21 protein-coding genes are annotated in these 19,946 nt (G+C 72.8%); 7 read left to right on the top strand and 14 right to left on the bottom strand.

Annotated elements, in window-relative coordinates:
- Positions 1-41: 41 nt before the first annotated feature.
- Positions 42-1,424 (bottom strand): glycine--tRNA ligase, encoded by a 1,383-nt coding sequence (locus tag ACFWEG_RS08475; protein ID WP_387210708.1) that lies wholly within the window; start codon positions 1,422-1,424, stop codon positions 42-44.
- 189 nt (positions 1,425-1,613) lie between these two features.
- Here ACFWEG_RS08475 and ACFWEG_RS08470 point away from each other — a divergent pair, with 189 nt between their 5' ends.
- The 4 genes from ACFWEG_RS08470 to ACFWEG_RS08455 are packed head-to-tail and all read left to right on the top strand — an operon-like array spanning position 1,614 to position 4,832.
- Positions 1,614-2,639, top strand: coding sequence for a metal ABC transporter substrate-binding protein (locus ACFWEG_RS08470; RefSeq protein ID WP_387210704.1), 1,026 nt, complete (start codon positions 1,614-1,616; stop codon positions 2,637-2,639).
- 23 nt (positions 2,640-2,662) lie between these two features.
- Positions 2,663-3,451: a metal ABC transporter ATP-binding protein gene (locus ACFWEG_RS08465; protein ID WP_387210701.1), complete on the top strand. Its 789-nt coding sequence runs from the start codon at positions 2,663-2,665 to the stop codon at positions 3,449-3,451.
- The gene (locus tag ACFWEG_RS08460; protein WP_387210698.1) at positions 3,451-4,359 is read left to right on the top strand and encodes a metal ABC transporter permease; all 909 of its coding nucleotides are present in this window, start codon (positions 3,451-3,453) and stop codon (positions 4,357-4,359) included. The genes ACFWEG_RS08465 and ACFWEG_RS08460 overlap by 1 nt, the downstream gene beginning before the upstream one ends.
- Before the next feature lie 59 nt (positions 4,360-4,418).
- On the top strand, positions 4,419-4,832 hold the full coding sequence (locus tag ACFWEG_RS08455; RefSeq protein WP_387210695.1) for a Fur family transcriptional regulator: 414 nt from the start codon (positions 4,419-4,421) through the stop codon (positions 4,830-4,832).
- A gap of 20 nt (positions 4,833-4,852) precedes the next feature.
- On the opposite strand, the gene ACFWEG_RS08450 is transcribed toward ACFWEG_RS08455, so the two are convergent.
- The 5 genes from ACFWEG_RS08450 to leuA form a co-directional block, all read right to left on the bottom strand.
- Positions 4,853-5,377: a hypothetical protein gene (locus ACFWEG_RS08450; RefSeq protein WP_387210692.1), complete on the bottom strand. Its 525-nt coding sequence runs from the start codon at positions 5,375-5,377 to the stop codon at positions 4,853-4,855.
- 42 nt (positions 5,378-5,419) lie between these two features.
- Entirely contained in the window at positions 5,420-6,247 is an 828-nt protein-coding gene (locus tag ACFWEG_RS08445) for an isoprenyl transferase (RefSeq protein WP_387210689.1), read from the bottom strand.
- 20 nt (positions 6,248-6,267) lie between these two features.
- Complete coding sequence (gene recO, locus ACFWEG_RS08440; RefSeq protein ID WP_387210686.1) at positions 6,268-7,017, bottom strand: DNA repair protein RecO; 750 nt, start codon at positions 7,015-7,017, stop codon at positions 6,268-6,270.
- Positions 7,018-7,071: 54 nt separating this feature from the next.
- Complete coding sequence (locus tag ACFWEG_RS08435; protein ID WP_387210713.1) at positions 7,072-7,758, bottom strand: TerB family tellurite resistance protein; 687 nt, start codon at positions 7,756-7,758, stop codon at positions 7,072-7,074.
- A gap of 171 nt (positions 7,759-7,929) precedes the next feature.
- Positions 7,930-9,720, bottom strand: a complete 1,791-nt coding sequence (leuA, locus tag ACFWEG_RS08430; protein ID WP_387210682.1) for a 2-isopropylmalate synthase — start codon at positions 9,718-9,720, stop codon at positions 7,930-7,932.
- 296 nt (positions 9,721-10,016) lie between these two features.
- On the opposite strand from leuA, the gene ACFWEG_RS08425 reads away from it, so the two are divergent.
- Together ACFWEG_RS08425 and ACFWEG_RS08420 are read left to right on the top strand one after the other, a co-directional pair.
- On the top strand, positions 10,017-11,087 hold the full coding sequence (locus ACFWEG_RS08425) for a M4 family metallopeptidase (RefSeq protein WP_387210679.1): 1,071 nt from the start codon (positions 10,017-10,019) through the stop codon (positions 11,085-11,087).
- A gap of 19 nt (positions 11,088-11,106) precedes the next feature.
- Positions 11,107-11,379, top strand: a complete 273-nt coding sequence (locus ACFWEG_RS08420; protein WP_387210676.1) for a protealysin inhibitor emfourin — start codon at positions 11,107-11,109, stop codon at positions 11,377-11,379.
- A gap of 3 nt (positions 11,380-11,382) precedes the next feature.
- On the opposite strand, the gene ACFWEG_RS08415 is transcribed toward ACFWEG_RS08420, so the two are convergent.
- From ACFWEG_RS08415 to ACFWEG_RS08380, 8 genes are all read right to left on the bottom strand, one after another.
- Positions 11,383-12,300 (bottom strand): GNAT family N-acetyltransferase, encoded by a 918-nt coding sequence (locus tag ACFWEG_RS08415; RefSeq protein ID WP_387210674.1) that lies wholly within the window; start codon positions 12,298-12,300, stop codon positions 11,383-11,385.
- A 98-nt stretch (positions 12,301-12,398) separates the two neighbouring features.
- Positions 12,399-13,340: a GTPase Era gene (gene era, locus ACFWEG_RS08410; protein WP_387210671.1), complete on the bottom strand. Its 942-nt coding sequence runs from the start codon at positions 13,338-13,340 to the stop codon at positions 12,399-12,401.
- A 48-nt stretch (positions 13,341-13,388) separates the two neighbouring features.
- Positions 13,389-13,751: a cytidine deaminase gene (locus ACFWEG_RS08405; protein ID WP_387210668.1), complete on the bottom strand. Its 363-nt coding sequence runs from the start codon at positions 13,749-13,751 to the stop codon at positions 13,389-13,391.
- 37 nt (positions 13,752-13,788) lie between these two features.
- Entirely contained in the window at positions 13,789-14,145 is a 357-nt protein-coding gene (locus ACFWEG_RS08400) for an MmcQ/YjbR family DNA-binding protein (protein WP_387210665.1), read from the bottom strand.
- Positions 14,142-15,461: a hemolysin family protein gene (locus ACFWEG_RS08395; protein WP_387210661.1), complete on the bottom strand. Its 1,320-nt coding sequence runs from the start codon at positions 15,459-15,461 to the stop codon at positions 14,142-14,144. Before ACFWEG_RS08395 ends, ACFWEG_RS08400 begins: the two co-directional genes overlap by 4 nt.
- Positions 15,458-15,955 (bottom strand): rRNA maturation RNase YbeY, encoded by a 498-nt coding sequence (gene ybeY, locus ACFWEG_RS08390; protein WP_387210658.1) that lies wholly within the window; start codon positions 15,953-15,955, stop codon positions 15,458-15,460. The genes ACFWEG_RS08395 and ybeY overlap by 4 nt, the downstream gene beginning before the upstream one ends.
- A 25-nt stretch (positions 15,956-15,980) precedes the next feature.
- Positions 15,981-17,012, bottom strand: a complete 1,032-nt coding sequence (locus ACFWEG_RS08385) for a PhoH family protein (protein WP_387210655.1) — start codon at positions 17,010-17,012, stop codon at positions 15,981-15,983.
- A 148-nt stretch (positions 17,013-17,160) separates the two neighbouring features.
- On the bottom strand, positions 17,161-18,267 hold the full coding sequence (locus ACFWEG_RS08380) for a carbohydrate kinase family protein (RefSeq protein WP_387210652.1): 1,107 nt from the start codon (positions 18,265-18,267) through the stop codon (positions 17,161-17,163).
- Between the two features lie 280 nt (positions 18,268-18,547).
- Here ACFWEG_RS08380 and ACFWEG_RS08375 point away from each other — a divergent pair, with 280 nt between their 5' ends.
- Positions 18,548-19,936: an MFS transporter gene (locus tag ACFWEG_RS08375; RefSeq protein WP_387210649.1), complete on the top strand. Its 1,389-nt coding sequence runs from the start codon at positions 18,548-18,550 to the stop codon at positions 19,934-19,936.
- Positions 19,937-19,946 lie beyond the last annotated feature (10 nt).

Raw genomic sequence — 19,946 nt, 5'->3', positions numbered from 1 at the left:
CGCCAGAAGCGGGGGCCGGCCCTCAGGTGCCGGGGAAGGCGTCAGCAGCCGAGCAGGCGGCTGCCCAGGTACGACTGGATCTGGTCCAGCGAGACGCGCTCCTGCTTCATGGTGTCGCGCTCGCGGACGGTGACCGCGTTGTCGTCGAGGGTGTCGAAGTCGACGGTGACGCAGAACGGGGTGCCGATCTCGTCCTGGCGGCGGTAGCGGCGGCCGATGGCGCCGGCGTCGTCGAAGTCGATGTTCCAGTTCTGGCGGAGGTCCGCGGCGAGGCCCTTCGCCTTCGGCGAGAGCTCCGGGTTGCGGGAGAGCGGCAGGACCGCGGCCTTCACCGGCGCGAGCCGGTGGTCGAGGCGCAGCACGACGCGCTTCTCCAGCTTGCCCTTGGCGTTCGGCGCCTCGTCCTCGGTGTACGCGTCGAGCAGGAAGGCCAGCATCGCGCGGCCGACACCGGCCGCGGGCTCGATGACGTACGGCGTGTAGCGCTCGTTCTTCTCCTGGTCGAAGTAGGAGAGGTCCTGGCCGGAGGCCTTGGAGTGCGCCGAGAGGTCGTAGTCGGTGCGGTTGGCGACACCCTCCAGCTCGCCCCACTCGGAGCCGCCGAACTGGAAGCGGTACTCGATGTCGGCGGTGCGCTTGGAGTAGTGGGAGAGCTTCTCCTTGGGGTGCTCGTACCAGCGCATGTTCTCCTCGCGCAGACCGAGGCCCGTGTACCAGGCCCAGCGCTGGTCCATCCAGTACTGCTGCCAGTGCTCGTCCTCGCCCGGCTTGACGAAGAACTCCATCTCCATCTGCTCGAACTCGCGGGTGCGGAAGATGAAGTTGCCCGGCGTGATCTCGTTCCGGAACGACTTGCCCATCTGCGCGATGCCGAACGGGGGCTTCTTGCGCGCGGTCGTCTGCACCTGCGCGAAGTTGGTGAAGATGCCCTGCGCGGTCTCGGGCCGCAGGTACGCCGCCGAGCCGGTGTCCTCGGTCGGGCCGAGGTGGGTCTTCAGCATGCCGGAGAACTGCTTGGGCTCGGTGAACTGGCCCTTGTTGCCGCAGTTGGGGCAGTTGACGTCGGCGAGGCCGTTCACCGGCGGACGGCCGTGCTTGGCCTCGTACGCCTCTTCCAGGTGGTCGGCGCGGTGCCGCTTGTGACACGCGAGGCACTCGGTCAGCGGGTCGGAGAACGTCGCCAGGTGGCCGGACGCGGCCCAGACCTCGGACGCCAGGATGACCGACGAGTCGAGCCCGACCACGTCCTCGCGCGAGGTGACCATGTAGCGCCACCACTGGCGCTTGAGGTTCTCCTTGAGCTCGACGCCCAGGTGCCCGTAGTCCCAGGCGGCCCGCTGACCGCCGTAGATCTCACTGCAGGGGAAAACGAAGCCACGGCGCTTGCTCAGGCTGACGATGGTGTCGATCTTGTCGGCGGCCACGGTGCTCTCTTCATTACGGCGGTAACGGCGGACGGTGGAGGCGCGGAAGCTGCGGTGCCCGGCGCCTCGTTGAGCGGCGAAAGCCTCAGGTTACCGGCGCGTGCACCCCCCGGATCAAATCGGTTCCGGATCAATCCGCCCATACGACATTGTTGACAATCGTTTCCACTTTAGTTGAACATGAGTGTCATGAACGTTCGACGTCGTCACCTCATACCCGCCGCCGCGGCCACCCTCTCGCTGCTCGGCGTCTCCGCCTGCTCCACCGCGTCGGGCTCCGCCTCCGGCGGCTCGGACGGCCGGCTCGCCGTGACGGCGTCGTTCTACCCGCTGCAGTTCCTCGCCGAGCAGATCGGCGGGGAGAACGCCCGGGTCACCACGCTCACCGAGCCCGGCCAGGAGCCGCACGACCTGGAGATCTCCCCCCGCCAGACCGGCGAGCTCGGCGAGTCCGACCTCGCGCTGTACGTGAAGGGCCTGCAGCCGGCCGTGGACGAGGCGATCGACCAGTCCGGCGTGGAGAACGCCGTCGACGCGGGCGAGCTGACCACGCTGGAGACGGCCGCGCAGGAGGAGCACTCCCACGAGGGTGAGGAGGGCCACGACCACGCGGAGGGCGAGGAGCACGCCGAGGAGGGCCACTCCCACGCCGGGGACGAGGCGCACTCCGCCGACGACGGCCACGACCACGGCCCCACCGACCCCCACTTCTGGCTCGACCCGGTCAGGTACGCCGAGGTCGCCGAGGGCGTCGGCAAGGCGATGGCCAAGGCCGACCCCGACCACGCCGCCGCGTACGGGAAGAACACCGACGCGCTGGTCGCGAAGCTGAAGGCGCTCGACACGGAGTTCGACGAGGGCCTGGCGAACACCGACACCAGGACGTTCATCACCACCCACTCCGCCTTCGGCTACCTCGCCGCCCGCTACGGCCTGGAGCAGGAGTCGATCGCCGGCGTCGACCCGGAGAACGAGCCCAGCCCGGCCCGCATGCGGCAGCTGCAGGAGATCGCGGGGCACGACGGCGTCACCACCGTCTTCTTCGAGACGCTCGCCAGCGACAAGACCGCGAAGACGCTCGCCTCCGACACGGGTCTGAGGACCGACGTCCTGGATCCGGTCGAGGGAATCACCGACGGGTCGAAGGGCGATGACTACTTCGGGGTCATGCGGGCGAACCTCGCCGCCCTGCAGAAGGCGCTCGGCGCGAAGTGACCGCACCTTTGGAGGCACCCACCATGTCCGGATCCGCCGACGCCCCGGCGCAGCCCGTCATATCCCTGCGCGGCGCCACCGCCTCGCTCGGCTCCCGCCCCGTCCTGCGCGGCGTCGACCTGACCGTCCACCGCGGCGAGGTCGTCGCGCTGCTCGGCGCGAACGGCTCGGGGAAGTCGACGGCCGTCCGCGCGGTCGTCGGTCAGGTGCCGCTGAGCAGCGGCGAGATCCGCGTCTTCGGCACCGAGCTGAAGCGGTTCCGCGACTGGGCGCGGATCGGGTACGTCCCGCAGCGCACCACCGCGGCGGGCGGGGTGCCCGCCACCGTCCGCGAGGTGGTCTCCTCCGGCCGGCTCGCCCGCAACCGCCTGGGGTGGCCGCGCAGGGCCGACCGGGCCGCCGTCGACCGGGCGCTCGCACTCGTCGGCATGGCGGACCGGGCGGAGGACTCCGTCAACGCGCTCTCCGGCGGCCAGCACCAGCGGGTGCTCATCGCCCGCGCGCTGTCCGTGGAGCCCGAGCTGCTGATCATGGACGAGCCGATGGCCGGCGTGGACCTCGCCAGCCAGGAGGTGCTCGCCACCGCCGTCCGCGCGCAGGTCGCGGCCGGGGCGACGGTCCTGCTCGTCCTGCACGAGCTGGGCCCGCTGGAGCCGCTCATCGACCGCGCGGTCGTCCTGCGCGACGGCTGCGTCACCCACGACGGGCCGCCGCCGGAGTCCGTCGGCACGCACGCGCTGCCGGGCCACGACCACGTCCACCCCCACGACCACCACGACCGCGAACCGATCCGGGCAGGACTGCTGACCTGATGGACCTCCTGAACTACGCCTTCATGCAGCGGGCCCTGATCGCGGCCACCCTGGTCGGCCTCACGGCCCCCGCCATCGGCACCTACCTCGTCCAGCGCCGCCAGGCGATCATGGGCGACGGGATCGGGCACGTCGCCATGACCGGCGTCGCGCTCGGGGTGCTGTTCAACACCAGCCCGATCTGGATGGCCACCCTGGTCGCCGTCGTCGGCGCGGTCGGCATGGAGCTGATCCGCTCCCGCGGGAAGACCAGCGGGGACATCGCGCTCGCGCTGCTCTTCTACGGCGGCATGGCCGGCGGTGTGATGATCATCAACCTGTCGCCGGGCGGCTCCAACGCCCAGCTGCTCTCCTACCTCTTCGGCTCGATCACGACCGTCTCCACCGCGGACGTCACCGCGGCCGTCGTGCTCGCCGCGGTGGTGCTCGCGGTCGCCGTCGGGCTGCGGCGGCAGCTGTTCGCCGTCTGCCAGGACGAGGAGTTCGCACGGGTCAGCGGGCTGCCGGTGCGGCTGCTCAACCTGCTGATCGCGGTGACGGCGGCGGTGACGGTCACCGTCGCGATGCGGATCGTCGGGCTGCTGCTCGTCAGCGCGATGATGGTGATCCCGGTCGCCGCGGCGCAGCGGGTCACCCGCGGGTTCGCCGTCACGCTGTTCCTCGCGATGGGGATCGGGACGGCCGTCTCGCTGGCCGGGACGGTCACCACGTACTACGTCGAGGCGCCGTCGGGGGCGGCGATCGTGCTGCTCGCCATCGCCGTCTTCCTGCTGATGACGCTCGCCTCCGCGCCGCTGGCCCGCCGCCGGGCGCGCGCGGCGGCCGCGGAGGCCGCGGCCTGCGGGATCGGCGTCCCCGCGCCGCGCGCGGGCGCCGCGCCCGAGCCCGGGGAGGCGGTGAGGGTCTGACGCCGGCCGCCGCCCCTGGCACAATGGCGGACCGGCAGCGATACGAGGAGGACGACAACGTGGCGACGACCGCCGGACCCCCGGTACGAGGCCGCTCGACCAGGCAGCGCGCCGCGGTGGCCGCGGCGCTGGCCGAGGTCGACGAGTTCCGCAGCGCGCAGGAGCTGCACGACCTCCTCAAGCACCAGGGCGCGTCCGTCGGCCTCACCACCGTCTACCGCACGCTGCAGTCGCTCGCCGACGCGGGCGAGGTCGACGTCCTGCGCACCAGCGACGGCGAGGCGGTCTACCGCCGCTGCTCCTCCGGCGAGCACCACCACCACCTCGTCTGCCGCGTCTGCGGCAAGGCGGTCGAGGTCGAGGGCCCCGCCGTCGAGAAGTGGGCCGAGGCGATCGCCGAGCAGCACGGCTACGTCAACGTCGCCCACACCGTCGAGATCTTCGGCACCTGCGCGGACTGCGCGGGGGCCTGACCCGAGGGTGGGGGCGCGCGTCAGACGCGCCGCAGGTTGCGATCGAGGATCGCGCGCAGCCGGTCCGCGTCGGCGGGGTCGACGAGCGCCCGCAGCGGGACGATCTCGATGTGCATCCCGCTGCGATCGCGGCTGATCAGGACGAAGCGGCCGTCCCGCTCGCGGTAGCCGCGGAACGCCTGCCACGCGAAGGACTGCCGGAACAGCGCGCCTGCCGAGCTGACGCCCTCGGCGTCGCCGACGGTGGTGCGGATCTCGCCCTGGGGCGCCAGCGTCTTCAGCACGGCGGCGGCCTGGAGGTGCGGGTACAGGGCGGTCATGACGCCCACGATGATCAACGCCTCGGCGGGGAACGGTGCTCCGCCCCGCAGGGCGACGCCGAGCACCCCGCCCACGAGGGAGATCGTGAGGAACGCCAGGCGCACCGCTGTGGCCCCGGTCACCCCGGCCCGGGCCCGCAGCCCGGCCAGGACGTCCGCCCGGTTCGGCGTGCAGACCAGTTCGACGCGTTCGGTGACGACGGATTCCCGCCCCGGAGTGTTCATGGAGCGGGATCCTAGCCCCGCCACCCGCCAGGTCGCCGCTCCCTACAGGCTCCCCGCCGCCAACTGCTGCTCGTTGGGGATCGCGCCGCCGAAGCGGCGGTCGCGGGAGGCGTATTCCGTGCAGGCACGCCACAGGTCGCGGCGGTCGAAGTCGGGCCAGAGGACGTCCTGGTAGACCATCTCGGCGTAGGAGGACTGCCAGACGAGGAAGTTGGAGGTGCGCTGCTCGCCGCTGGGGCGCAGGAAGAGGTCGACGTCCGGCATGTCGGGGTAGTAGAGGTACTTCGCGAAGGTCTTCTCGTTGACCTTGTCCGGGTTGAGCCGGCCCGCCGCGACGTCGCGCGCGATCGCCTGCGCCGCGTCGGCGATCTCGGCCCGCCCGCCGTAGTTGACGCAGAAGTACAGGGTCATCGCGTCGTTGCCGACGGTCTGCTCCTGGGCGATCTGGAGCTCCTGGACGACCGACTTCCACATCTTCGGCATCCGCCCGACCCACCGGATGCGGATCCCGAGCTCGTCCATCTCGTCGCGCCGGCGGCGGATGACGTCCCGGTTGAAGTTCATCAGGAAGCGCACCTCCTCGGGCGAGCGCTTCCAGTTCTCGGTGGAGAAGGCGTAGAGGGAGAGGTTCTTCACGCCCAGCTCCAGGCACCCCTTGAGCACGTCGAGGACGACGCCCTCGCCGACCTTGTGCCCCTCGGTCCGCGGCAGCCCGCGCTCCTTGGCCCAGCGGCCGTTGCCGTCCATCACGCAGGCGACGTGGTTCGGCACCAGCTCGGCGGGCAGCTTCGGCGGCACCGCACCGGAGGGGTGCGGCTCGGGCGTCTTGTACTCGCGGCGCTGGCGCCCCAGAATCCCGCGTCGTGCCATGGGGGTGTCCCTCTCCTACTTCAGCTTTTCTCTACGTATCGCAAGGAGCGCAGCCCGCGCTCCAGATGCCAGTGCAGGTACGCGGACACCAGCCCGCTCCCCTCCCGGACGTGCCGGGCCTCGCAGGCGTCCGCCGTGTCCCAGTCGCCGGTGAGCAGCGCGCTGAGCAGGGCGACGGCCTCCGAGGAGGGTACGACGCTTCCCGGCACCCGGCACTCGGCGCAGACCACCCCGCCGGCCGCGACGGAGAAGAACCGGTTCGGCCCGGGCATCCCGCACCGCGCGCACTCCTCGAAGCTGGGCGCGTAGCCGTTGACGGCGAGCGAGCGCAGCAGGAACGCGTCGAGGATGAGGTGGGGGGCGTGCTCGCCGCGGGCCAGCGTCCGCAGCCCGCCGACGAGCAGCAGGTACTGCTGGACGGCCGGCTCGCCCTCGTGGTCGGTGAACCGCTCGGCCGTCTCCAGCATCGCGGTGCCGGCGGTGTAGCGGGCGTAGTCGGAGACGATGCCGCTGCCGTACGGTGCGATCGTCTCGCTCTGCGTGCACAGCGGGAGCCCGCGCCCGACGAGCTCGCTGCCGCGGGCGAAGAACTGCACGTCGACGTGGGAGAACGGCTCCAGGCGGGCCCCGAACTTCGACTTCGTGCGCCGCACCCCCCGCGCCACGGCCCGCACCCGCCCGTGCCCGCGCGTGAGCAGCGTGACGATCCGGTCGGCCTCGCCCAGCTTCTGGGTGCGCAGCACGACACCGTCGTCACGGAACAGACTCATGCGGTCCATTCTCCCGTACGGCCGGGCGGGCCGTACGGGCGGTGCCCGGGCCGGTCAGCCGGACGGTGTGCGGGCCGTCTCCAGGAGGCGGACCGTTTCCTCCGGGCGGAGGGAGAGCGCGGAGCCGACGGTGGCGAGCGCGTCGCGCTCGGCGGGGGTGTAGGGGCCGTCGGCCAGGGCGATGTGCGCGGCCTGCAGCAGGAGGGACTCCCGGCCCGCCGGGGCGAGGTGCGGGGCGAGCGGTTCGAGGGCCTCGTGCAGCTCGACGGCGAGCGCGGCCCCGCGGGAGACGTCCGCGCAGCCGGGGAACCGCCCGGTGTCGGCGGCGAGCGCCTCGACGAGGGTGGTGAGCTGGTCCTCGGTGCAGTCCTCGAACCCGGCCCCGCGCACCACGTGGACGGCGGCCGCGCGCACGGACCGCGAGCCGGTGCCGCCGGCCGCGAGGAGGGCGAGGGCGAGGGTGTGCACGGCGTCGCGGAGCATCGCGGTGAAGCGGGTGGTGGTGGGCGCCTCCAGGGCGTCGGTGCCGAAGTGGGAGCGGCAGGAGGCGCATTCCACGACCGGGCCCACTCCCCCACGGCCGATCAGCGGGACCCCGAGGACGGTGAGGCTGCGCCGGCCGGTGCGCCGGCGGTAGTTGCGGTCACCGCCGCAGTCGGGGCAGTGGAACTCCCCGTCGCCGACGGTGGTCCAGGTCGTGCGGATCCCGCACAGCGTCGAGATGCCGCACAGGCGTGACATGCGAGTGGACTGCACGGCGACACCTCCGTAACGCCACGGCAACACCGCCGTGTGCACGTGATGTTAGCCACACTCCCGCCGCGGCGTCAGTACCCGCGGGGCGGCGGATGCGGCCGGACCCGGGGGCGGGCCCGGGACATGTCGCCGGTGGCCCGCCCCCTGGGGGGTGAACTACCTGGCCGCGCGGTTGACGGCGGAGACGACCGCCTTCAGCGAGGCCCGGGTGGTGTTGGCGTCGATGCCGATGCCCCACAGGACCTTGCCGTCGATGGCGCACTCGATGTACGAGGCGGCCTGCGCGGACGCGCCCTCGCTCAGCGTGTGCTCCTGGTAGTCCAGCAGGCGGGCGTCGATGCCGATGGCGCCCAGCGCCTCGAAGAACGCGGAGATCGGACCGTTGCCGGTGCCGTTCAGGACGGTCTCGGCGCCGTCGACGACCGCCTCGACGGTCAGGGTGTCCGTGCCGTCCTTGTCGGTGGTCGTCTGGCCCGAGCGCAGCTGGATGCGGCCCCAGGGGGCGCGCGCGGAGCCGGTCTCGGCGGGCAGGTACTCGTCCTGGAAGATCGCCCAGATGTCGGCCGGGGTGACCTCGCCGCCGTCGGCGTCGGTCTTGGCCTGGATGGTCCGCGAGAACTCGATCTGCATCCGGCGCGGCAGGTCCAGCTTGTGGTCGTTCTTCAGGACGTAGGCGATACCGCCCTTGCCGGACTGCGAGTTGACCCGGATGACGGCCTCGTAGGAGCGGCCGACGTCCTTGGGGTCGATCGGCAGGTACGGGACCGCCCACTCGATCTCGTCGACGCTCCTGCCCTGGGCCGCGGCGTCGGCCTCCATCGCGTCGAAGCCCTTCTTGATGGCGTCCTGGTGGGAGCCGGAGAAGGACGTGTAGACCAGGTCGCCCGCGTAGGGGTGGCGGGGGTGGATCTCCATCTGGTTGCAGTACTCGGCGGTGCGGCGCACCTCGTCGATCTGCGAGAAGTCGATCTGCGGGTCCACGCCCTGCGAGAACAGGTTCATGCCCAGGGTGACCAGGTCGACGTTCCCGGTCCGCTCGCCCTGCCCGAACAGGCAGCCCTCGACGCGGTCGGCGCCGGCCATCAGGGCCAGCTCGGCGGCGGCGACGGCCGTGCCGCGGTCGTTGTGCGGGTGCACCGACAGGCAGACGAACTCGCGCCGGGACAGGTTGCGGCTCATCCACTCGAAACGGTCCGCGTGCGTGGACGGCGTCGAACGCTCCACGGTGGCGGGCAGGTTGAGGATGATCTCGCGGCCGGCCTCGGGCTGCCAGACGTCCATGACCGCCTCGCAGACCTCCAGCGCGAAGTCCAGCTCGGTGTCGGTGAAGATCTCCGGGCTGTACTGGTAGCCGAAGGTGGTCCGCTCGTCCAGCAGCTTCTCGGCGTACTCCATGACCAGCCGGGTGCCGTCGACGGCGATCTGCTTGATCTGGTCCTTCGAGCCGCGGAAGACGACCCGGCGGAAGACCGGCGCGGTGGCGTTGTACAGGTGCACGGTCGCGTTCCTCGCGCCGACCAGCGACTCCACCGTCCGCTCGATCAGGTCCTCACGGGCCTGGGTCAGTACGGAGATCGTCACGTCGTCGGGGATCGCGCCCGGCTCCTCGACGATGGAGCGCACGAAGTCGAAGTCGGTCTGGCCGGAGGCGGGGAAGCCGACCTCGATCTCCTTGTAGCCCATCTTCACCAGCAGGTCGAACATCTCCCGCTTGCGGGCGGGGGACATCGGGTCGATCAGCGCCTGGTTGCCGTCGCGCAGGTCGGTCGACAGCCAGCGGGGGGCCGCGGTGATGCGCCGGTCGGGCCAGGTGCGGTCCTGGATGTCGACCTGCTGGTACGGCCGGTACTTGTGCACCGGCATGCCCGACGGCTGCTGCGTCCGCGTGGCCGTGGTGATCGGCGTCGCGGGGTTCACCGGGGCGGGCTGCTGGGAGGGGTTCGACATGGCGTGGGGCTCCTCGGGTGTCCTTGAGGGGGACGGCCGACTGTGTCGCTGCACACCAGCACTCCGCGGGGAGGGGGTCGGCCTCGACTTACAGGCCCTCGCCGCGGCAGCTAAGGAGGAGCAGCCCGATACGCATGATGTCCCGCAGCCTAGCCGAGGTGTGCCGGGCCCGGGGGACCCGTTCCAGTATGCGGGACCGGGAGCCGTTCCCGGTCAAAGGATGATCTGTCACTCTTTCGCGGCAAACATGACTGCACCCCGTGACAGCGGCATGACCCGGTGCCACATTGCCGGGCATGAACTCCCAGCACGGCCACGAGCCGGTCTTCTGCACGATCGTCCCGCCGCACCTGCTCGACAGGCTCGCGCAGGCCGACGACCCCGCCATCGCCCGCGCCGCCCGGCGCACCCTGACCGCCGACGCCGCCCAGCGCACCGCCCGCCGGCTGACCACCGTCGTCGGCGCGCCCGCCGCGTCCCTGCCCGAGGGCGCGCCGCCCGGCGCCCCGCAGCGCACCGTCCACGACGCGGAGCACGGCACCGGGCTGCCCGGCCGCGTGGTCCGCTCCGAGGGCGACGCCCCCGGCGACGACGCCACCGTCAACCGCGCCTACGCCGGCCTCGGCGCCACGTTCGACCTGCTGCTGTCCGCCTACGGCCGCGACTCGATCGACGGCGCGGGCCTGCCGCTGCTCGCCACCGTCCACTTCGACCGCGACTACGGCAACGCGTTCTGGAACGGCGAGCAGATGGTGTTCGGCGACGGGGACGGCGAGATCTTCCTCGACTTCACCGGCCCGGTCGACGTCATCGCGCACGAACTCGCCCACGGGCTGACCCAGTACACGACGAACTTCACGTACTTCGGCCAGCCCGGCGCGCTCAACGAGTCGGTCTCCGACGTCTTCGGCGCGCTGGTCAAGCAGCACACCCTCGCCCAGTCCGCCGCCGACGCCGACTGGCTGATCGGCGCCGGCCTCCTCGCCCCCGGCGTCTCCGGCACCGCGCTGCGCTCCATGAAGGCCCCCGGCACCGCGTACGACGACGACGTCCTCGGCACGGATCCGCAGCCCGCGACCATGGACGACTACGTCCGCACCGGCCGCGACAACGGCGGCGTCCACATCAACTCCGGCATCCCCAACCACGCCTTCTACCTGCTCGCCACCGAGCTGGGCGGCAACGCCTGGGACCGGGCCGGGCGGATCTGGTACGACACCCTGACCGCCGGCACGCTCGCCGTCGACGCGAGCTTCACCGAGTTCGCCGCGGCGACGGTCGCGGCCGCCCGGGCGCGGTTCGGGGCGGGGTCCGAACTCGACGCCGTCTCCAAGGCGTGGGAGCAAGTGGGTGTCGACATCGCCTGAGCCGTACTAGAACGGAACCATGCGTATCGAGGTGACACGTACGGGCGGGTTCGCCGGGATCGAGCGGCGTGCGGCGGTCGACACGTCGGGCCTGCCCGACGCGGACGACTGGCACGAACTGGCGTGTGCGGCGCTCGCGTCGCCGGAGGACCGCGCCTCGCCGCCGGCCGGGGTCGCGGACGGCTTCTCCTACGGGATCACCGTCGACGACCGGACGGTCCGCTGCGCGGAGCCGCTGCTCACCGACGCCCAGCGGGCGCTGATCGCGCGGGTGCTCAAGGAGGGGGCCTGAGCGTCAGGCCCCGCCGGCCGTCGTCCCGGCCGGGGCCGGACCGGTCGGCGGCGGCTCGGCCGGCGGCGGCTCGGCCGGCGGCGGCTCGGCCGGCGGCGGCTCGGCCGGCGGCGGCTCGGCGATGAGCGCCGTGGCCACCGCGCGGAAGCCGAGGCGCCCGTAGATCCGCGCCACGTCCTCGTCGCCCGCGGACAGGAACACCGTCTCGATGCCGCGCCCGCGGGCGTCGGCGACCAGCGCGGCCGTCACCGCGAGGCCGAGGCCGCGCCGGCGCGCCGCCGGGAGCGTCCCGACGCCGACGATCTCGGTGACCGTGCCGACCGGGTTGTACTGGCCGGAGCACAGCGCGACCCCGTCCTCGATCGCCGCGGCGAGCACCGTGCCGCGGGAGCGGATGCGTTCCGCGGTGCGCTCGACGGTCCCGTCGCCGGCGCGCTGCGCCGTCGCGGCGACCAGCTCCGGCACGCCGACGGTGCCGACCGCCGTCCCCGGGTGGGCGAAGGCGAGGTGCGGGACGGCGAGGGCGGAGGCGAGCATCGGGTCGTCCGGGCCGAGGATCCGCACGCCGGGGTGCGGGTCGGGGGCGCCGTCGAACTCCTCGTCGAGGAGCATCAGCGGATGCGAGGTCACCCGCAGCCCGCTCTCCTCGATCACCTCGCGCAGGCCCGGCGTGGTCCCGTCGACCCACTCGAACGCCTCCGGGATCCCCAGCTCCCGCTGCCGCGCCCGCACCCGCTCGACGTCCTCGACCCCGGCCGGGGGCCCGTCCCAGCCGAGCGTCGGCCGGGCGTAGAACGGCCACCCGCCGCCCTCGCGCACGAACAGCGTCAGCGGCCCGAAGCTCTCCACCCGCGCCCCCGCCCGCGGCACGGCGTCGTAGTACCGCTCGAGCTCGGGCAGGCTGTGGTCGGCAGTCGTCATGTGGATCATCAAAGCACTGGGGGCGACGGAATATCAGCCGGGGCGGAAACTCGGCCGCCCCGACCGCTCCGCGGGGCGGCGGCGAGGGGCCCCGGACCTCAGAAGCCGAGCTTGCGGAGCTGCTTGGGGTCGCGCTGCCAGTCCTTGGCGACCTTGACGTGGAGGTCGAGGAAGACGGGGGTGCCGAGGAGCGCCTCGATCTGCTTGCGGGACTTGGTGCCGACCTCGCGCAGGCGCGCGCCCTTGGGGCCGATGATGATGCCCTTCTGGCTCGGCCGCTCGATGTAGACGTTCGCGTGGATGTCGAGCAGCGGCTTGTCCGCGGGGCGGTTCTCCCGCGGCAGCATCTCCTCGACGACGACGGCGATGGAGTGCGGCAGTTCGTCCCGCACGCCTTCCAGCGCCGCCTCGCGGATCAGCTCGGCGACCATCACCTGCTCGGGCTCGTCCGTGAGGTCGCCCTCCGGGTAGAGCGGGGGGCCCTCCGGGAGCAGGGGGGCGATCAGGTCCGCGAGGAGCGAGACCTGCGAGCCCTCGACCGCCGAGACCGGCACGATCTCCGCCCACTCGAAGCCCAGCTCGGCCGCGAGCTGGTCGACGGCGATGAGCTGCTCGGCGAGCGTCTTGCCGTCGACCAGGTCCGTCTTGGTGACGACGGCGATCTTCGGCGTCTTGCGGATGCCGGCGAGCTCCTTGGCGATGAACTTGTCGCCGGGGCCGAGCTTCTGGTCCGCGGGCAGGCAGAAGCCGATCACGTCGACCTCGGCCCAGGTGGTGCGGACGACGTCGTTGAGCCGCTCGCCGAGGAGGGTGCGCGGCTTGTGGAGGCCGGGCGTGTCGACCAGGATCAGCTGCGCGTCGGGGCGGTGCACGATGCCGCGGACGGTGTGCCGGGTGGTCTGCGGCCGGTTGGAGGTGATGGCCACCTTCTGACCGACCAGAGCGTTCGTGAGGGTGGACTTGCCGGCGTTGGGGCGGCCGACGAAACAGGCGAAGCCCGCGCGATGGGGCGACTGGTTATGAACGCTCATGGCGTTCATTGTCCCCGATCGCGGGGGCTCCGCCCCCACACCCCCACGGGGGACGCGTCAGGCGGTGAGTTCCGCCCGCACCGAGCCGTCCGGGCCCGCCAGGAAGATCCGCGTGTCCGGGCCCGCCAGATCGCGGACCGCCGCCAGGTCCTCGTCCGGGAGCGAGTCCCCCGCCGACACGACCGCCGCCGCCTCCAGCGACCCCGCGCCCGAGGCGACCGCCATCGCGACCGCCGTGCGCAGGGCGCTGAGCTGCAGGGACGCCAGGGCGACCGTGCCGGCGACGTAGGTGCGGCCGGTGTCGTCGCGGACCGCCGCGCCCTCGGGGACGCCGTTGCGGGCGCGGGCGCTGCGGGCCAGGGTGATGATCTTCTTGTCCTCGGGGCCGGGCTCGGCGGCCGGCGCGGTGTTCTCGCTCATGGAGCGAGCATAAGGAGCGGACGCGGACCGGCCCTGGTCAGGGCCGGTCGAGGCGGAGGCGTTCGGTGCGGGGCAGGCCGGCGACGACGAGGTCGTAGCTGTCCTCGACGAGCTCGCGGAGCCGGTCCGCGGGGAGGCCGGCGACGTGGACGGTGTTCCAGTGCCGCTTGTTCTGGTGGTAGCCGGGGAGGACCACGCCCGGGTGCTCCTCCCGCAGCCGCAGCGCCTGCTCGGGCTCGCACTTGAGGTTGACGGTGAGCGGGTCGCCGTCGAGGGCCGAGAGCGCGAAGAGCTTCCCGCCGACCTTGAAGACGGACGTCTCCGGGCCGAACGGGAAGTCCTCGACGGCGGCCTCGAACCCCAGGCACAGCGCCCGGAGCGCGTCCGGCGTCATGCGGTGGCCTCCTCCGACGCGGTGCGGTCGTCGTCCTCGCCCGACTCCTTCTCGGGTTCGACGAGCACGATGAGGATCTTGTTCCGCCGGCCGGCCGGCGTCTCCGCGGTCAGCCGCAGGGGGCGCCCGTCGGGGAGGTGGACGACGCAGGTCGCGCCGGCGATAGGCACCCGGCCGAGCGCCTTGGCGAGCAGGCCGCCGACCGTCTCGACGTCCTCGTCGTCGAACGCGGCCTGCCCGTACAGCTCGCCGAGGTCCTGGATGTCGAGCCGCACGGTGACCCGGAAGCGCTCGTCGCCGAGCTCCTCGACCTGGGGCACCTCACGGTCGTACTCGTCGGTGATCTCGCCGACGATCTCCTCCAGGATGTCCTCGATGGTGACGACGCCGGCCGTGCCGCCGTACTCGTCGACGACGACGGCGACGTGGTGACGGTCGCGCTGCATCTCGCGCAGCAGGTCGCCGGCGTTCTTGGTGTCGGGGACGAAGACGGCGGGGCGCATCGCGGTGGAGACCGGCTCGCTCTCGGCGTCGCGGTTGATGTGGGTGCGGCGCACCAGGTCCTTGAGGTAGACGACGCCGACGACGTCGTCCTCGCTCTCGCCGGTCACCGGGATGCGGGAGAAGCCGGAGCGCAGGGCGAGGGTGAGGGCCTGGCGGATCGTCTTGTGGCGCTCGATGACGACGATGTCGGTGCGCGGCACCATGACCTCGCGGACGAGGGTGTCGCCGAGCTCGAAGACGGAGTGCACCATGCGGCGCTCGTCGTCCTCGATGAGCGACTCCTGCTCGGCGAGGTCGACCATCGCGCGCAGCTCGGCCTCGGAGGCGAAGGGGCCCTTGCGGAACCCCTTGCCGGGGGTGAGCGCGTTGCCGAGGAGGATCAGGAGCTGCGGGATCGGCCCCATGATCCTGGCCAGCGGCAGCAGGACGTACGCCGCGGCCGTGGCGGTGTTGAGCGGGTGCTGGCGGCCGATGGTGCGCGGCGAGACGCCGACGGCGACGTAGGACACGAGGACCATGACGCCGATGGCGAGCAGCAGGGCCTCCCAGGTGCTGTCGAACTGCGCCAGGAAGCCGTAGGTGACGAGCGATCCGGCCGCCATCTCGCAGGCGATGCGGACCAGGAGCGCCACGTTGAGGTACCGGGTGGGGTCGGCGGCGATCTGGGCGAGGCCGGCGCTGCCGCGGCGTCCTTCACGGGCCGCCTGCTCGGCGCGGAAGGTGGAGATGCGGGCGATGCCGGCCTCGGCGCAGGCGGCGAGCCACGCCACGACGACGAGGGCGACGGCCCCGGCGATGAGCTGGAACGTCATGAGACCGTCGGGGCGGGGGACGGGCCGGTCAGGCCCTTCTCGGCGCGCCAGCCGTCCACGATGGCCGCCTGGAGGCCGAACATCTCGGCCTTCTCGTCCGGCTCCTCGTGGTCGTAGCCGAGGAGGTGCAGCACGCCGTGGACGGTGAGGAGCTGGAGCTCCTCGTCCATGGAGTGCCGCGTCTCGGCCTCCAGGCCCTGCTTCTCGGCGACCTCGGGGCAGAGCACGATGTCGCCGAGGAGGCCCTGTGGGGGCTCGGCGTCGTCCTTCGACGGCGGGCGCAGCTCGTCCATCGGGAACGACATGACGTCGGTGGGACCCGGCAGGTCCATCCACTGGATGTGGAGCTGCTCCATCGCGTCGGCGTCGACGACGATCACCGAGAGCTCGGAGAGCGGGTGGATCCGCATCCGCGTGAGGGCGTAGCGGGCGATGTCGAGGACCGAGGCCTCGTCGACCTCGGTCCCGGACTCGTTGTTGACGTCGATCGACATGTCTGTTCGCTGCTCCCGCTGTGACTTACGACCCGGCGCGGCCGTCTCGGTTCTCGTACTTCTCGTACGCGTCGACGATACGGCCGACCAGCTTGTGCCGGACGACGTCCTCGGTGGTGAGCCGCGAGAAGTGGATGTCCTCCACGCCGTCCAGGATGGCCTGGATCTGGCGCAGACCGCTCTGCGTGCCGCCGGGGAGGTCGACCTGGGTCACGTCTCCGGTGACCACGATCTTCGAGTTGAAACCGAGGCGGGTCAGGAACATCTTCATCTGCTCGGTCGAGGTGTTCTGCGCCTCGTCGAGGATGATGAACGCGTTGTTGAGCGACCGGCCGCGCATGAAGGCGAGCGGGGCGACCTCGATGGTGCCCGCCTCCATGAGGCGGGGGATGGTCAGCGGGTCGAGCATGTCGTGCAGCGCGTCGTAGAGCGGGCGCAGGTAGGGGTCGATCTTCTCCACCAGAGTGCCCGGCAGGAAGCCGAGCCGCTCGCCCGCCTCGACGGCGGGGCGGGTGAGGATGATCCGCTCGACCTGCTTGGCCTGCAGCGCCTGGACGGCCTTGGCCATGGCCAGGTACGTCTTGCCGGTGCCGGCGGGGCCGATGCCGAAGTTGATCGTGTGCCGGTCGATGGCGTCGACGTAGCGCTTCTGGTTGAGGGTCTTGGGGCGGATCGTGCGTCCGCGCGAGGAGAGGATGCTCTGGGTGAGCACCTCGGCGGGCGTCTCGGCGGGTCCTGCGCCGTTGCCGTGCCCGTTGGAGTGGTTCTTCAGCATGGCGATGGACCGCTCCACCGAGTCTTCCGTCATGGGTGCTCCCGTACGCAGGACCAGCATCATCTCGTCGAACAGCCGCTGGATGAGGGCGACGTCGCCCTGCTCTCCGGTCGCGCTGATCTCGTTGCCCCGGACGTGGATGTCGGCCGCCGGGAAGGCCTCTTCGATCACACGCAGCAGCGCGTCTCCGGACCCGAGGACGGTGACCATCGGGTGGCTGGCCGGAATGGTGAACCTGGCGCGGCTCTCTGGCTGCGTGGCACGGGATGCTGGCTGGGTCATGGGCGGGCCTCGAGGGCCGGAACTTCCTCCCGGACGGGATCACTGTCGGCACTGCCAAGGGTACGACCCGCCTCCGACAATGCCCGCCCTTTTTCCGACCCCCCGGGCCGGACGGGGCGAGCGGGACCGCTCCCGCCCGCCGGCGGGGCTAGGCGCGGAAGCCGATGGTGGGGACGGCGCGGCGGCGGGGCCAGGGGTGGGTGGGGGTGGGGAGGAGGGGGTCGAGGAAGGCGTAGCGGCGCAGGGGGGTGGGGTCCTGGGTGTCGACGGCGCGGACCTGCTGCCACCACGCGGCGAGCTCCTGCCAGCCGGGTGCGGAGAGGGAGCCGCCGAACTCCTGGACGCTGAGGGCCGCGGTGAGGCCGGCGAAGGCGAGCCGGTCGGCGAGCGGCCAGTCGGCGAGGGTGCCGGTGACGAAGCCGGCCACGAAGACGTCGCCCGCGCCGGTGGGGTCGAGCGCCTGGACGGCGATCGCGGGGACCTCGGCGGTCTCCCCCGTCCGCCCGTCGACCGCGTACGCCCCCTCCGCGCCGAGGGTGACGACGGCGACGGGCACGACGTCGGTCAGCGCGCGGGCCGCGGCGCGGGGGCAGTCGGTGCGGGTGTAGCGCATGGCCTCCTCCGCGTTCGGCAGGAACGCCTCGCAGTGCGCGAGGTCGGTCAGCGCGGCCAGGTCCCAGCGGCCGGTCTCGTCCCAGCCGACGTCGGCGAAGAGGCGCGTGCCCGCGCGGGCCGCGTGGCCCACCCACTCCTCACTGCGGCCGGGCGCCAGCGAGGCCACCGCGGCCCGGGCGGACGGCGGCTCGGGCGGCAGGTCGCCGGGCAGCTGCGACAGGGGCGCCTCGTGGCCGTGGCTGACCATCGTGCGCTCGCCCTCGTAGGCCATCGAGACGGTCACCGGCGAGTGCCAGCCGGGGACCGTGCGGGAGCGGGAGAGGTCGATGCCCTCGCCCTGTTCGAGGGCGTCCCAGCAGTACTCGCCGTAGTGGTCGTCGCCGAACGCGGCGGCGAGGGAGGTGCGCAGGCCCAGGCGGGCGAGCGCGGTGGCCATGTTGGCGACGCCGCCGGGGCTCGATCCCATGCCGCGGGCCCAGGACTCCGTGCCGCGGACGGGGGCGCTGTCGAGGCCGGTGAAGACGATGTCCAGGAAGACGGTGCCGGTGAGGTAGACGTCCCAGATGGGATCGCCTGCCGCGCGGACGGCGGCGAGGGGGTCGACGTGCGGGTTCGCGTGCGCGTGCGGGTGCGGGCTCACCGGACCAGTCTGCCAAACGGGTGCGGCGCCAAGGGGAGGCCCGCCGCTGCCCGGCGGGGCGTGCCCACCCACGACCACCCATGGCGGCGGCCTGTGCAAGTGACGTGAAAGACCGCCTTCCTACCCCGTCGAGCCGGCCCGAAACCCCACGTGCCGCAGATCACACCCGACCGGCTGTTCCGAGGTCCCGCGCGCTTGATACAAATTGCCCCGCGCTCCTGTCCCACGAGTCAGTTGAGCACCCCCTCGCACCGCTCTTCTCCCTTGTCAGGAACCGCCCGTGTCCCGCCGCGCTCCCGTCGCCTGGCCGCTGGTGACCGTTTTCACCGCCGGTTACCTCGCCGCCTACCTGCTCCCCACCACCGTGGCCCGCCTCGGCGCGTCACTCGGGCTCACCGCCGCCCAGGCGGGGCTCGCGGGCAGTTCGCTGCTCCTCGCGTCGGCCACCGCCGGCTTCACGCTCGCCTCCCGGGTGGACCGCCTCGGCCCGCACCGGGTGGCGCGCGCGGGACTGCTCCTGATGCTGGTCGGCTACGGCACCGCCGCCGCGACCCCGGCCGCCTACGGCGCCCTCGTCATCGCCGCCGCGACGCTCGGCGGCCTCGGCTCGGGGACGGCCACGACCGTCGCCGCCGCCCAGATCGCCGCGCAGCGCGACCCGCACCGGGCGTCCACGCTCGGCCTGCTCTCGGTGTCCGCCGTCGCCGGCGCGCTCTACCTGACGCTCCCCCACCTCGGCGGCGGCCACCGCGCCCCGTTCCTCGCCCTCGCGGTCACCGCGGTGCTCGCCCAGGCCGCGGCCGGGCGGCTGCGCCCGGAGGCGGCGGGCTCCCGCGACGGCGCCGGCGACGTCCGGACGACCCGCACCCCGCTGCCGTACCTGCGCACCGGCACGGTGCTCGCCGGGACGGTCGCGCTGTGGTCGATGGCGCAGAACTCGCTGTGGGGCGTCAGCTCGCGGATCGGCCTCGACCAGGCCGGGTTGAGCGAGGTGACGGTCGGCGCGGTGTTCGCCGTGGCGCTCGGCGCGGGTCTGCTCGGCGTGCTCGGCGCGGGCCTGCTCGGCTCGCGGCTCGGCCGCGCGCTGCCGATCGGCGCGGGCACGGCCGTCATCGCGGGCTGCATCGCGCTGGCCGCCTCCGCCGACGACCTGGCCGCGTTCGCGACCGGCGAGGTGCTGTGGAACGCGATGTACCCGGTGGTGCTCTCGTACCTGCTCGGCCTCGCGGCCTCCCTCGACCCGCGCGGCCGCTGGGCGGTGCTCGTCGGCTCCTGCTCGTCGCTGGGGGTCGCCTGCGGCCCGGTCGTGGGCAGCACGCTGGCCGCGCGGGCCGGCTACCCGGGCATGGGCATGGTCCTGTGCGCCCTGCTGCTGCTCCTCGCCGTCCCGCTGACCGCGGTCGCCCTGCACACCGCGGGCCGCCCGCTGCTGCCCGGCGCGGTCCGCCGCAAGGGCGGCGCCCCGGCCGCCGCGCTCGCCGCGGCGACCGGTGTCCCGTCCGGCGCCGTCCCCGCGCTCGGCGCCCCCGAGCAGCCGGTCGCGCCGATCACCGTCGCCCCGCTCGCCGCGGAGGCCGACGACCTCGTCACGACGGCCGCGTACGTGCCGGTCGAGGCGTACGACGGCGACTCCTCCGCCGAGCGCCGGTACGCCGCCCCCGTCGGCTGAGGCCGGGGCC

This window comes from Streptomyces sp. NPDC060194 (genome assembly GCF_042728285.1).
Lineage (GTDB): Bacteria > Actinomycetota > Actinomycetes > Streptomycetales > Streptomycetaceae > Streptomyces.
This window is presented reverse-complemented; position numbering and strand designations above follow the sequence as displayed.

Excerpts from the sequence above, each read along its gene's own strand:
- recO (WP_387210686.1), bottom strand. The coding sequence starts at position 7,017 with ATGAGTCTGTTCCGTGACGACGGTGTCGTGCTGCGCACCCAGAAGCTG.
- ACFWEG_RS08385 (WP_387210655.1), bottom strand. The coding sequence starts at position 17,012 with ATGACCCAGCCAGCATCCCGTGCCACGCAGCCAGAGAGCCGCGCCAGG.
- ACFWEG_RS08425 (WP_387210679.1), top strand. The coding sequence starts at position 10,017 with ATGAACTCCCAGCACGGCCACGAGCCGGTCTTCTGCACGATCGTCCCG.
- ACFWEG_RS08415 (WP_387210674.1), bottom strand. The coding sequence starts at position 12,300 with ATGACGACTGCCGACCACAGCCTGCCCGAGCTCGAGCGGTACTACGAC.
- era (WP_387210671.1), bottom strand. The coding sequence starts at position 13,340 with ATGAACGCCATGAGCGTTCATAACCAGTCGCCCCATCGCGCGGGCTTC.
- ACFWEG_RS08465 (WP_387210701.1), top strand. The coding sequence starts at position 2,663 with ATGTCCGGATCCGCCGACGCCCCGGCGCAGCCCGTCATATCCCTGCGC.
- ACFWEG_RS08420 (WP_387210676.1), top strand. The coding sequence starts at position 11,107 with ATGCGTATCGAGGTGACACGTACGGGCGGGTTCGCCGGGATCGAGCGG.
- leuA (WP_387210682.1), bottom strand. The coding sequence starts at position 9,720 with ATGTCGAACCCCTCCCAGCAGCCCGCCCCGGTGAACCCCGCGACGCCG.
- ACFWEG_RS08450 (WP_387210692.1), bottom strand. The coding sequence starts at position 5,377 with ATGAACACTCCGGGGCGGGAATCCGTCGTCACCGAACGCGTCGAACTG.
- ACFWEG_RS08435 (WP_387210713.1), bottom strand. The coding sequence starts at position 7,758 with ATGTCACGCCTGTGCGGCATCTCGACGCTGTGCGGGATCCGCACGACC.
- ACFWEG_RS08395 (WP_387210661.1), bottom strand. The coding sequence starts at position 15,461 with ATGACGTTCCAGCTCATCGCCGGGGCCGTCGCCCTCGTCGTCGTGGCG.
- ACFWEG_RS08460 (WP_387210698.1), top strand. The coding sequence starts at position 3,451 with ATGGACCTCCTGAACTACGCCTTCATGCAGCGGGCCCTGATCGCGGCC.
- ybeY (WP_387210658.1), bottom strand. The coding sequence starts at position 15,955 with ATGTCGATCGACGTCAACAACGAGTCCGGGACCGAGGTCGACGAGGCC.
- ACFWEG_RS08405 (WP_387210668.1), bottom strand. The coding sequence starts at position 13,751 with ATGAGCGAGAACACCGCGCCGGCCGCCGAGCCCGGCCCCGAGGACAAG.
- ACFWEG_RS08400 (WP_387210665.1), bottom strand. The coding sequence starts at position 14,145 with ATGACGCCGGACGCGCTCCGGGCGCTGTGCCTGGGGTTCGAGGCCGCC.
- ACFWEG_RS08470 (WP_387210704.1), top strand. The coding sequence starts at position 1,614 with ATGAACGTTCGACGTCGTCACCTCATACCCGCCGCCGCGGCCACCCTC.
- ACFWEG_RS08445 (WP_387210689.1), bottom strand. The coding sequence starts at position 6,247 with ATGGCACGACGCGGGATTCTGGGGCGCCAGCGCCGCGAGTACAAGACG.